This is a genomic window from Paenibacillus sp. JCM 9796 (assembly GCF_055379675.1).
The window spans coordinates 5,006,666-5,019,389 of sequence record NZ_AP043723.1 but is presented as its reverse complement, the minus strand read 5'-3'; the positions used below and the strand labels follow the sequence as shown (position 1 = coordinate 5,019,389).

The following is a 12,724-nucleotide window of genomic DNA, read 5'->3' as shown; positions in this document are numbered from 1 at the left end:
TCAGCGCTCCTCCCCGCGAATGGCGCGGATCGCGGCGGCACGGTCCGGTTGGCCGAACACCGCGTTGCCCGCCACCAGCACGTTGGCCCCGGCAGCCGCCACAAGCTTGGCCGTCTCGGCATTGATGCCTCCGTCCACTTCGATGTCGATGTGCGCCAAACCCCGCTCATTCAACATCTTACGCAGCGAACGAATTTTCTCCAGCGACCCCGGAATGAAGCTTTGGCCCCCGAAGCCGGGGTTTACCGTCATGACGAGCACCAAGTCCACGATTTCCAGCGGCGCGTATTCGATCGCCGATAACGGCGTAGCCGGGTTTAAGACAACTCCCGCCTTGACTCCCTGCTCTTTAATGCCGTGAAGCGTGCGGTGCAGATGCACGCACGCTTCCGCATGCACGGAGATCAGATCTGCGCCGGCTTTGGCGAACGCCGGCACATAACGATCCGGTTGTTCGATCATCAGGTGAACGTCGAGCGGAAGCTTCGTTCTCGGCCGAAGGGCTTCCACCACAAGCGGTCCGATCGTCATATTCGGCACGAAGTGCCCGTCCATCACATCGACGTGAAGCCAATCGGCTCCGCCCTGCTCCACGTCTGCCACCTCCTCGCCCAGACGGGCGAAGTCGGCGGAAAGAATCGATGGCGCTATGCGCAGCATCGTTAATACCTCCTTTTTTGACCGCGGATTTCTTCCAGAAACAGTACGTAATCCGAATACCGCGAGGCCGCGATCCGCCCCTGCTCCATCGCTTCCTGCACTTTACAATCAGGCTCGTGCAGATGAAGGCAGCCGCGGAATCGGCATTGCGCCGCGAACGGCGCGAACTCGCGGAAGCATGCGCCGAGACCTTCGGCGTCAACCTGCAGAAAGTCAAGCTGGCTGAACCCCGGCGTATCGGCGACTATGCCGCCGTTCGGCAGGCGCAGCAGCTCGACATGACGCGTCGTATGCTTGCCCCGGCCAAGCTTCATGCTGATTTCGTTCGTTTCCAGCTGCAGCCCGGGAATCATCGCATTAAGCAGCGTCGACTTGCCGACGCCCGACTGACCCGCGAACACGCTGATCCGTCCGGAGAGACGTTTACGCACCTCTTCCACGCCGACCCCTTCCTTGGAGCTCGTGACAAGCACCGGATAGCCGATCGACTCGTACAAACGCACGACCGCCTCAAGCTCCTCCGACGAATCCTCATCCGTCTTGTCCGATGCGGACGGGGACCACAAATCCCGCTTCGTCAAGCAAATGATCGTATCCAGTCCCGCGCTTTCGGTATGCACGAGAAATTTATCGAGCAGCGGAATGTTAAGCGCCGGCTCCCCGACCGAAAACACAAGAACGACTTGTTCCACGTTGGCGATCGGTGGACGCACGAGCTCCGAGGACCGAGGCAAAATTTCCGTGACCGTTCCTTCCCCGTTCTCCGTCAATTCGTAAGCGACCCGGTCTCCGACCAGCGGCGAGATGTTCCGCTTCTTGAAGACGCCGCGCGCCCGGCATTGAATATATTCGGAATCGTGGGACCCTTCCGCCAGCACGTAGTAATATCCGCTTAATGCCTTGACGATCAATCCGTTGGGCATTATGACATTCGGCCTCCCGTTGTCGTATTTCCGCTTGCTCCTCCGGCCGGCACGCTTGTGCCGCCCTGCGCGGGCTTCGCCCCGCCGTTGTTTGCAGGAGCCTGACTATCCGTCCCGGCCGGCTTGTTGGTGCCGCCCTGCTGCTGAATCCCCGTCCCGCCGGCGCCGGTATTCGGCGTTCCAGTGCCCGGCGTTACAGGCTTGCCGCTTTTTTGCATCAAATAATCCTGATACGTCACCGTAATCAGATCGGCGATATTGTTATCCACCTTAACCTGGATGACCGCGTTTTTATCCGGGGACACGACCAGCTTCACTTGAAGCATCTCCGTCTTCGTTACGTTGCTCAGCGTTTGATATTCCGTCGGCGTGTCGTAAGTCGCGTCGGTCAACAAAATTTTGACCGTTGACGCTTTCCCCTCTTGCGCAGGCTTGATCGGTATGCTGACGGACATCGGTCCGGCTTCTTCCGGAAGACCCGAACTGACCGTTAACGTGATTTCTGTTCCCGGCGGCACGGAATCATTCGGCTGGTAAGGGAACTGCCCGATGACCTTGCCCTTCGATTGCTTATAGCTAGCCTCGTAGGTAATTCCATCCTTAGCGAGCTTCAGGTTGTTGACCAGCAGCATGTTTTTCGCTTCATTCTCCGTCTTGCCGATCAAATTCGGCATCGGGATGGATTCGCGCCCTTTGGACACAACCAGCTTCACCATGACGGCCGCCGGATCGGCGAATTCTTCGTCCGCCGCCGGCGTCTGGCTCACGACCGTGTCCGGCGGCTCGTCCATAAACTTCGATTCGACGACGATGTTCTTCTCGGCGATGCCCAGCTCCTTCAACCGCGTTGTCGCATCGCCAAGCTTCAATTTCACCAGGTCGGGCATTTTTTTCTTATCCGGCCCTTGGCTGACGTACAGCGTAATCTTCGAGCCGACATTCACCTTCATGTCGGAATGGCTTTGACGGACAACCGTGTCCTTAGGCGAATTTTTGTCATCCTTGACGTACTCGAATTCCGATTCCAGCTTCGCGTCGTGCAGCATCTGCTGCGCTTGCACGAGCTGCAGGCCGACGACGGTCGGGACGTCCACCCGCTCGATCATCACTTTAGCCTTAACCACACCGACCGCATACCACATGCCGCCCAGCACCGCAAGCAGCACAAGGATGATAACCAGCGGCTTTACCCAGCGTTTCTTCTTGCGCGGAGCCGCAGGTTCCTCCTCATCGTCCTCGTCGTCCTCGGCTGCCTGCAGCGAGGAACGGTCGATCGTAAATTGGTCGGGCCTTAGAGCCGGCATGACGCGCGTCCGTTCTTCATCGAGCTCGTCGTCATCGAGGAAGTTGACCTTCGGCTCGTTTCGGCGATGCGGCAGCAGGCACGATTCCAGATCGCCGAGCATTTCTTTGGCGGAACGATACCGTTCCGTCGTGCTTTTCCGCATCGCCCGCAAAATGACGTTCTCGACGCTCTGCGGAATGAGCGGATTTACTTTGCGCGGCTCCTCGACGTCCTCCTGCAAATGCTTCAGTGCGACGCTGATCGGGCTCTCCCCGAGAAAAGGAAGACGACCGGTCAGCATTTGGTACATGACGATCCCTAGCGAGTACAAATCGGATTGCTCGCCGGTCGGCGTACCTTTGGCATGCTCCGGCGAGAAATAATGCACCGAACCGACCACCGAGCCGGTTTGTGTGATCGTAGAGGATGTAACGGCGCGCGCGATGCCGAAATCGGTCACTTTGACGCGTCCGTTTTTGCCAATCAGGATATTGTGCGGCTTGATGTCGCGATGGATGATTTGATTATGGTGTGCGTGATCGAGCGCATCGCAGATTTGACCGGCGATATGCACGGCTTCTTCCACCTGCAGAGGCGCCCTCGTTTTAATCAAATCGTTCAAGGTCGTCCCTTCGATGTACTCCATCACGATGTAATGCACGTCTTCTTCCTGACCGACGTCGTAGATGCTGACCACATTCGGATGCGATAAGGAGGCGGCCGCTTGCGCTTCGCGGCGGAACCGCTGGATGAATTCCTCGTCGTGCACGTACTGCTGGCGGAGCACTTTCACGGCCACATGTCGATGTAATAAAATATCTAGTCCTTTGTATACGATGGCCATTCCTCCGCCGCCGACCCGCTCGAGAATTTCGTAACGTCCTCCTAGCTGTCTGCCGATCATTCCATCCCTCACCCCGCTTCTCCGTTAGGTTCCGACGCCCGATGCCGGGAATCGTTAGCCATCAATACGACAGTGACGTTATCGTCGCCGCCCGCAGCCAGCGCTTCGTTGATCAAGCCGCGAACTTTGTCCTCAAGATCGCCTTCTCCCAACACCGTATGTAAAATGCGCTGCTGGTCCACGAGACCGCTAAGGCCGTCGCTGCACAGCAGCAGCATGTCGCCGGACTGCCAGGAAATTTCCTGCACGTCAACCTCGATCGTAGGCTCCGTGCCCAGCGCCCGTGTCAACACATTGCGGCGCGGATGGTGTTCCGCCTCTTCACGGCTGATTTGCCCGCTCTTGACCAGCTCGTTCACGAGCGAATGATCCTCCGTCAGCTGTTCGATATGACCGCCGCGAATGCGGTAAGCCCGGCTGTCCCCGATATGCGCGATCACAGCGGATTCACTGCTGGCCAGAACAGCGACCACCGTCGTTCCCATTCCGTGGTAGTTTTCCCGCTCGGAAGCGTACTCAAATATTTTCTCATTCGCTTTTTCGATCGCCGAACGCAGACGCTGGCCCCGCTGCTCGCCGTTCAGATCAGCGTCCATTGGATGCAGACCTTGCGGAATCCATTCGATCGCCATTGCGCTTGCGATATCGCCCGCCTGATGACCGCCCATGCCGTCGGCGACGATGGCGAGCGCCCATCCGTCCGGTTGATCCTGAACGAGCGCACGGTCTTCATTGACCGTGCGGACCCGTCCAATATCGGATAAAAAGGCCATTTTCAACATCGTAGGTTTCACCTCGCACCCGACTCCATATGCTTCGCCCGCAATTGTCCGCAAGCCGCGGCGATGTCGCTGCCCTGCTCGCGGCGGATCGTGGCGTTCACTTTGTTCTTCTCGAGAATGCGCTGGAACGCGAAGATATCGTTGCGCGGCGTACGCACGTAGTCGCGCTCGGATACGAAGTTGACCGGGATGAGGTTGACGTGAGCCATCGGGAACGTCTTGAGCACCCGAGCCAGCTCCTCCGCATGCTCCGGTCTGTCGTTTACATTCCCCATCAAAGCGTATTCGAACGTGATGCGGCGGCCGGTCTTGGCCACATAGTAACGACAGGCTTCCAGCAAGTCGGCAAAAGGATAGCGCCGGTTCACCGGCATCAGCTTGGAACGCAGCTCGTCGTTTGGCGCGTGTATCGAGATCGCCAGATTGATCTGCGTATCTTCGTCCGCAAAACGGTAAATGTTCGGCACGATGCCGCTCGTCGATACCGTAATGTGGCGCTGCCCGATGTTCAGACCTTTCGGATGAATCATCACCTTGAGAAACTTCATGACGGCGTCATAGTTCTCGAACGGCTCGCCAATGCCCATGATGACGATGCTGCTGACGCGCTCTTCCGTTTCATCGAGCAGTTGCTGGGCCTTGACCACCTGTGCGATAATTTCGCCCGAGGTCAAATTCCGCTTCAAGCCGCCTAGCGTGGAAGCGCAGAACGTACAGCCGATCCGGCAGCCGACTTGCGTCGTGACGCAAATGCTGTTGCCGTAGCTGTGCTTCATGATGACCGTTTCGATCGCGTTCTTATCCGTTAATTCGAATAGAAACTTCACGGTACCGTCTTTGGACCGGTAGTGCGCCACTTCGTTTAACGTGACGAAGTCGAACTGATCCCGCAGCTTGTCCCGCAGCGATTTCGGCAGGTTCGTCATCGCGTCGAAGCTTGAAACTCTTTTCACATATAACCAGTCAAAAATTTGGCCGGCGCGAAAGCCCGACTCTCCGTTCTCTTTCACCCAAGCCTGCCAATCCTCTAACGTATAATCGTAGACGTAGGGCTTAAGGTTGGTGGGCATTTTGCTTGCTGGCAGTTCCATATCTTATCACGACCCGTTTTTTCTAAATTGAAGGCCCTTCGGGCAATACTGCCGAAAAGGCCACGTTTTATTTTACCACATTTTAAACGCTTATGCTCGTTTGCGCAGACGGGCGATAAAAAAGCCGTCCGAGCCGTATTCGTACGGCATCAGCTGGCGCATCGCCGCCGGCCCGCCCGGAGGCGCGTCCGCCGAAAAATCGGGGTGCTCGCGCAAAAAGCTTTGCACCATCTCTTCGTTCTCGGCCTTCTCCACCGTACACGTGCTGTAAACGAGCACGCCGCCCGGCTTCAGCAGCGGTGCGACCGCCGCGAGGAGGTCGCGCTGAATGCTGCAGACGGCTGCGATTTCCGCTTCCGTTTTGGCCCACTTCAAGTCCGGCTTGCGGCGGATGACCCCGAGCCCCGAGCACGGGGCATCGAGCAGGATCCGGTCAAAGCTCCCCGGCGGAAAATAGCGGTCAAGCTCGCGGGCGTCGGCGGTCATCGTGCGGATCGACTTCAGGTCAAGTCGATCCGCTTGCCCGGCGATCAGCTGCGCCTTGTGCTCGTGCACGTCGCAAGCGACGATCTCGCCGCGATCGCCCATCTTCTCGGCCATATGCGTCGTCTTGCCCCCCGGCGCCGCGCAGCAGTCGAGCACCCGTTCGCCCGGCTGCGGATCGACCCATTCGGCGACGAGCATCGAGCTCTCGTCCTGCACGGAGAACAGGCCGCTTGCGAACTCGGGCGTCAGCGCCATGTTGCCGCCGCCTCGAACGACGACGCCGGAAGGCGCCAGCGCGGAGGCCTGCGCGTCCAGGCCCTGCTTCTGCAGCCGCTCGATCAGCGTCTGCGGATCGAGCCGCAGACGATTGGCGCGCAAGCTGACCCGGGGCGGCTCGTTGTTTGCGCGGCACAAGTCGCGCGCTGCGGATTCGCCGTACTGCGCGATCCAGCGCCGCACCATCCATTCGGGGTGCGACTCTTCGAGCGCGATTCGCGCCGCTGGCGGTAAATCCGCCGGCAGCGCAAGCTCGCCTTTGCGCCGGAGCACATTGCGCAGCACGCCGTTCACCATGCCTGAGATGCCCGAATGGCCGCGGCGCTTCGCCAGATTGACCGCTTCGTTCACGATCGCGTGGTCGGGAATCCGGTCCAAGTAATACAGCTGATAGAAGCTTAGACGCAGCAAGCTTCGCACCCACGGCTCCAGCTTCGCCAGCCCTTTCGCCACAAAAGGCGTTAAGAAATAATCGATCGTATTGAGTCGCTGCACCGTCCCGTATACGATTTCCGTCGCGAGGCCCGCATCCGGCTTATCAAGCTTGTACGCCTGCAGCGTTTGGTTCAGCAGCAGGTTGCTGTAAGCGCGGTCGGCGTCGATCCGCGTCAGCACGTCGAGAGCCGCTTCCCGGGCCGTGCCCCGCACAGGCTTGCGGGCCGGCGGTTTAACGGCGGGACCGCTCCTGCCGCCCGATGCGTTCGGGCGCCCCGCCCCGCGTCCTGCTCCGGACGTTCCTCTCGTCCCGGCTCCGCGTACGTTGCCCGCACGTTGCGGCGATCCGGCAGACGGCTGCCCTTCGCGGCGGCTGTCCGCCCCTGCTTTCCTTGTGTCGCTCATGTTAGATCTCAGCTCCCGTCATCCTGCGAACCCAGCACCGTGCCGGGCGCCAATTGTCCGCCCCGCACGAACGTAGCGGCGTCCATCGCTTTCTTGCCTGCCGGCTGCAGCTCCGTAATCCGCAGCACGCCTTCGCCTGCGGCTACGACGATGCCGCCGGGGCCCACTTCCAGCACAGTGCCCGGCTGAACGCCGGCCCTCGCAACTTCCGCTGCATTCGGCTTGGCGCACGCCCATATTTTCAGCACCTCGCCGTTCCATAGCGTATAGGCGCCCGGACGCGGGTGCAGCGCGCGCACCAGATTCCAGATGGCCGTGGCCGGCTGGTTCCAGTCGATCCGCTCCTGCTCGCGCGTGATGTTGGGCGAGTATACCGCATCGCTATCCGCCTGCGGCACCGCTTGTACGCGCCCGGCCAGCAAGTCCGGCAGCGTCGACTCCAGCAGCGCCGCCCCGGCGGCGCTTAATTTATCGAACATCGTACCGGTTGTATCTTCGTCGCCGATCGGCACCTCGATACGGCTGATCATATCGCCCGTATCAAGTCCTTCGGCCATGTACATGATCGTGACGCCGGTCACTTTGTCACCGTTCATGACGGCGTAGTGAATCGGCGCGCCGCCTCTGTATTTCGGCAGCAGCGAAGCGTGAATGTTGATGCAGCCGAGCTTCGGCAGGTCGAGCACCGACTTCGGTAAAATTTGACCGTAAGCGGCGGTGACGATCAAATCCGGCTTCAGCTCGCGAATCGCTTCCACCGATTCCGGCCGTCGCAGACGCTCCGGCTGCAGTACGGGCAGGGCGTGCTTCTCGGCCTCGACCTTAACCGGCGTCGGTGTCAGCACACGCTTGCGTCCGACGGGACGGTCCGGCTGCGTCACAACCCCGACCACGCGGACTCCGTCGAACCGCAGTAAAGCTTGCAGCGCCGGAACAGCAAATTCCGGCGTTCCCATAAAGACGACTCTCACACTCATGCTTCGTCCTGCTCCGAATCTTCAGGCGTTCGATACATCGACTCCGCCAAGTCCGTATACAAAATCCCGTCCAAGTGATCCACTTCATGCTGAATGCAGCGGGCGAGCAGTTCCCTGCCTTCAATTACGATTTCTTCGCCGTTGCGGTTCAAGCCTTTCACCTTCACGCGCTCAGCCCGGCGCACGTCCCCGCGAAGTCCGGGAATGCTCAGGCAGCCTTCCGGCCCGAATTGTTCGCCGTCCTTCTCGATAATTTCCGGGTTAATCAGCTCGATCAACCCGTGCTCGTCGCCGACGTCCATCACAATGACACGCTTCAAAATACCGATTTGCGGCGCTGCCAAGCCTACCCCTTCCGCATCGTACATCGTATCGGCCATATCATCCAGCAGCTTATGAATGTTGGGTGTAATTTTCGGCACCGGCTTGCTTTTTTCCCGCAGAACGGGGTCCGGATCTTTCACGATGATTTTAATTGCCATAACGTTCAGCACCTTTCTATAGTAAACATGACTTGCTGTTGCTTCTAAGACCTATAGTATGTAGAGCAGCTGCACAAGGTAACGTCAGGAATAAGAGGAACAAGAACACCGTCTGTTTCGAATACGGACTTCTCCGGATCATAGCGGAACTTCCGTACGCTATCTGTTTCAAACGCCGCCCGGTTCCGGAAACAAGCTTGCCAACCTGCAAATAACGAACTCGAGGCTCCGCTATTTCCTCAACAACGCTTGCCGACCCGACGAATAAGCGTTCAAGTCGGCTTCTCCTTGCGGCTTACATCAAGATCTGCGGGTCCACATCGATCGAGACGGTCAGCTTGTGCTGCTTCACCGGTTCGTCGAGCACCGAAACCGCTTGCTGCACAAGCTCTTCGATGCGGGAATCTCCCCGATATTTTATCATGCATTGGAATCGATATCTATCTTTGATCCGGGAGATCGGCGAAGCGACGGGGCCCAAGACCTCAAACTCCGTCGAGTCTTTCGGCAAAGCGACCGCGAGCGCCTTCAACCGTCCGGCCAGCGCTTCCCCGGAACGAATCAGCAGCTGCACCTGTTCGTGAGACAGCGTAATCAGCACCAGCTGATGAAACGGCGGGTAATGGTGAAGCTTGCGCATCAGCATTTCCTTGCGCATGAAGCCCAAATAATCGTGACGGCTGGCGCTGACGATGCTGTAATGCTCCGGTGTGTACGTCTGCACGAACACCTCGCCCGGCAGCTGGTGGCGTCCGGCCCGGCCCGCTACCTGCGTCAGCAGCTGGAACGTCCGTTCGGCCGCACGAAAATCCGGCAGATTCAGCACCGAATCGGCGGCCAGCGCTCCGACCAGGGTCACATCGGGAAAATCAAGCCCCTTGGCCACCATCTGCGTGCCGAGCAGCACATCCGCCTGGCGGTTGCGGAACATCGTCAGCCACTTCTCGTGCGAGCCTTTCTCCGTCGTCGTATCGACGTCCATCCGGATGACCCGGATGCCGGGAAACAGCTTGCCGAGCTCCTCTTCCACCCGCTGTGTCCCGGTACCGAAATGGCGGATATGCTCGCTCCCGCAATCCGGACAGACGGACAGCTCCCGCTCCGCATAGCCGCAATAATGGCAGCGGACGGCGCGCGAGCTCTGATGGTACGTGAGTGAAATGTCGCAATGCGGACACTGAGCCACATACCCGCACGTGCGGCACATGACGAACGTCGCATACCCGCGGCGGTTCAGCAATAAAACGATCTGTTCTTTCTTGTGTAACCGTACTTCGATCGCTTTATACAACGCGCGGCTGAACATCGAGCGATTACCGTTCTTGAGCTCCTCCCGCATATCGACGATATGCACCGGAGGCAGCGGACGGCCTTCCACCCGGCTTGCCATCGACAACAGCTCGAAGCGCGGCCGGTCCTCCGTGGCCAGCCGTTCTGCCTCAACGCTAGTGCGGTACATGCTCTCCAGCGACGGCGTCGCCGAACCGAGCACAACCGATGCCCCATGCTCGCGCGCGCGGGCGATCGCCACGTCGCGCGCATGGTACTTCGGGCTCTCTTCCTGCTTATAGGTCGATTCGTGTTCTTCATCGATAATAATGAGGCCGAGCTTCGTAAAAGGCGCGAATACCGCCGATCTTGCGCCGATCACGACACGCACCTCACGGCGTACGATTTTGCGCCACTCGTCATAACGCTCCCCATGCGACAAACGGCTGTGCAGCACGGCGACTTGGTGGCCGAACCGGCCCTTGAATCGCTCCACCATTTGCGGCGTCAGCGAGATTTCGGGCACGAGCACGATCGCTTCGCGTCCCTGATCCAGACACGTCTGGATGGACTGCAGGTATACTTCCGTCTTGCCGCTTCCGGTTACGCCGTGCAGCAGAAAGATGCGCCGCTCCCGGGCCAGCACCGCCCGGCGAATCCGGTCGTACACGTCCTGCTGTTCAGGCGTCAACGGCAGCGGCGTCGTCGGCTTGAAGGTGCGGGACCCATAAGGATCCCGCCGCACCTCCACTTCCTCGAGCCGCAGCCAACCGCGTTCCACCAAGCCTTTGACCGCCGATGCCGTAATATGCAGCTTGGTCTGCAAATCCGTCAGCTTCACGGGCTCCGGTACCGGCTGCTCGCGAAAAAAACGCAGCACCTCGTGCTGCTTCGCCGCGCGCGCCGGTAGCTCCGCGATCCACGCATCCAGCTGCGACGGATCGTCCGGCGGGAACACGGTCAGCGCCTTCTTCACCATCATCCGGTCTTTGACCATCTGCCGTTCGACAAGAACGCCTTCCTCCAACAGCTGCTTGATCCGCCCGCCGGCTTCGGGAAATTTCGCAAGCAGCGACTCGAGCTCAACGCTCTCCTGCTTGCGGACGAAATCGACGATCATACGATGCTCGGGAAACAGCATCGCTGCGGTCTCTGCACGTTCGCTCTCCTCCGCGACCGCCACGTGACGCTCGTATTTCGCCTTCAACGCGCCGGGAATCATCGCCTGCAAGGCGACAATTTCATGGCACACATACGTACGGCCGATCCAGCGGGCAAGCTTGACGAGCTCCGGCGTAAGCGGCGGCGTAACGTCGAGCACCTGCTTGATCGGCTTCAGCTTGCTTACGTCGATATCGGATCCGTTCTGCAGCTCGACCACGAACCCCTGCACCGTACGCGGGCCGAACGGGACGCCGACCCGGCTGCCGACGGCCACGAGCTCGAGCAGCGGCTCCGGCACCACATAGTCGAACGCGCGATTCGTCGGCTTGGCCGGGACATCGACTATCACTTTGGCGATCATGCGCCCGTTGCATCCCCCTTCGTCAGACGGTCGGCGATCAGACTGAGCAGCCGCGATGCGACCTCCCGCTTACCCAGCATCGGCAGCGCTTCGACCAAGCCGCTCGCATCGAAGATGCGCACGATGTTCGTATCGGTGCCGAAGCCGGCCCCTTCCAGCGTCACGTCGTTCGCGACAAGCAGATCGCACCGTTTCCGTTGCAGCTTGTCCATCGCGAACTTCTCCAGATCCCGGGTTTCGGCCGCAAAACCGACGACGAGCTGCTTCGTTTTCCGTTCGCCGACAAGCTGCAGAATGTCCGGATTTTTGACCAGCCTCATCGTCATTTCGTCTTCCGTCTTTTTGAGTTTATGTTCATACTGCTCGGCCGGCCGATAATCGGCGACCGCCGCCGCTTTGATGATCACATCCTGATCGTCCATCCGGGACAATACCGCATCGCGCATCTCCAGTGTCGATTCCGCCTGAACGAGCGTCACGCCCGGCGGGACCGGAACCGAAACCTTGCCCGACACAAGCGTGACGTCCGCTCCCATACGAGCCGCCGCCTCGGCGATCGCGTACCCCATTTTGCCCGAGGAATCGTTGCTGATGTAGCGAACCGGATCGATGCGTTCCAGCGTTGCGCCAGCCGTGATCAGCACCCGCTTCCCCTTCAACCGTCCGTCTTCGGCAAAATGCTGCTCGATCGCCCGCACGATCTCCTCCGGCTCGGCCAACCGGCCTTTGCCTACATAACCGCACGCCAATTGACCGGTACCCGGCTCGACGAAACGAACGCCGCGGTCCGCCAGCGTCTTCATATTTTGCTGAACGGCCGGATGCGCGTACATATGCACGTTCATTGCCGGTGCGACCAGGACCGGCGCCGTCGTCGCAAGCAGCGTCGTACTGAGCATATCGTCGCCAAGTCCGTGCGCCATTTTGCCAATCACGTTGGCCGTCGCAGGCGCAACGACGAACAGGTCCGCACGGTCGGCGAGATCGATGTGCTGGACGACGGACGCATCCTTCTCGTCGAACGTATCGACTGCCACCTCATGACGCGATAACGTCTGGAACGTCAGCGGCGCCACAAACTTAACGGCCGATGCGGTCATAATGACCCGAACTTCAGCACCCGCCTGCGCCAGCTTGCTGCACAACGCGGCCGCTTTATAAGCGGCGATGCCTCCGCTAACGCCGAGGACGATCGTTTTTCCGTTCAACCCTTTCGACATCCGC

10 protein-coding genes are annotated in these 12,724 nt (G+C 59.6%); all 10 read right to left on the bottom strand.

Features of this window, described 5'->3' with window-relative positions; all coding sequences use genetic code 11:
• The 10 genes from rpe to coaBC all read right to left on the bottom strand — a co-directional run bounded on the left by rpe (position 1) and on the right by coaBC (position 12,720).
• Positions 1-660: a ribulose-phosphate 3-epimerase gene (rpe, locus tag ACZ439_RS24090; protein ID WP_054798202.1), complete on the bottom strand. Its 660-nt coding sequence runs from the start codon at positions 658-660 to the stop codon at positions 1-3.
• Between the two features lie 2 nt (positions 661-662).
• Positions 663-1,583 (bottom strand): ribosome small subunit-dependent GTPase A, encoded by a 921-nt coding sequence (gene rsgA, locus ACZ439_RS24085; protein WP_201318440.1) that lies wholly within the window; start codon positions 1,581-1,583, stop codon positions 663-665.
• The gene (gene pknB / locus ACZ439_RS24080) at positions 1,583-3,772 is read right to left on the bottom strand and encodes a Stk1 family PASTA domain-containing Ser/Thr kinase (RefSeq protein WP_464620294.1); all 2,190 of its coding nucleotides are present in this window, start codon (positions 3,770-3,772) and stop codon (positions 1,583-1,585) included. The genes rsgA and pknB overlap by 1 nt, the downstream gene beginning before the upstream one ends.
• Before the next feature lie 8 nt (positions 3,773-3,780).
• Entirely contained in the window at positions 3,781-4,554 is a 774-nt protein-coding gene (locus tag ACZ439_RS24075) for a Stp1/IreP family PP2C-type Ser/Thr phosphatase (protein ID WP_054798205.1), read from the bottom strand.
• A gap of 8 nt (positions 4,555-4,562) precedes the next feature.
• Positions 4,563-5,645, bottom strand: coding sequence for a dual-specificity RNA methyltransferase RlmN (gene rlmN, locus ACZ439_RS24070; protein ID WP_054798204.1), 1,083 nt, complete (start codon positions 5,643-5,645; stop codon positions 4,563-4,565).
• Between the two features lie 90 nt (positions 5,646-5,735).
• Positions 5,736-7,247 carry a 16S rRNA (cytosine(967)-C(5))-methyltransferase RsmB gene (gene rsmB, locus ACZ439_RS24065; RefSeq protein WP_201318438.1) on the bottom strand — a complete coding sequence of 504 codons (1,512 nt, stop codon included), beginning with the start codon at positions 7,245-7,247 and terminating at the stop codon, positions 5,736-5,738.
• A gap of 8 nt (positions 7,248-7,255) precedes the next feature.
• The gene (gene fmt / locus ACZ439_RS24060; RefSeq protein WP_054797036.1) at positions 7,256-8,203 is read right to left on the bottom strand and encodes a methionyl-tRNA formyltransferase; all 948 of its coding nucleotides are present in this window, start codon (positions 8,201-8,203) and stop codon (positions 7,256-7,258) included.
• A 17-nt stretch (positions 8,204-8,220) separates the two neighbouring features.
• Entirely contained in the window at positions 8,221-8,706 is a 486-nt protein-coding gene (gene def / locus ACZ439_RS24055; RefSeq protein ID WP_127608470.1) for a peptide deformylase, read from the bottom strand.
• Between the two features lie 295 nt (positions 8,707-9,001).
• Complete coding sequence (gene priA, locus ACZ439_RS24050; protein ID WP_155615687.1) at positions 9,002-11,500, bottom strand: primosomal protein N'; 2,499 nt, start codon at positions 11,498-11,500, stop codon at positions 9,002-9,004.
• Positions 11,497-12,720, bottom strand: coding sequence for a bifunctional phosphopantothenoylcysteine decarboxylase/phosphopantothenate--cysteine ligase CoaBC (gene coaBC, locus ACZ439_RS24045; RefSeq protein ID WP_155615688.1), 1,224 nt, complete (start codon positions 12,718-12,720; stop codon positions 11,497-11,499). Before coaBC ends, priA begins: the two co-directional genes overlap by 4 nt.
• Positions 12,721-12,724 lie beyond the last annotated feature (4 nt).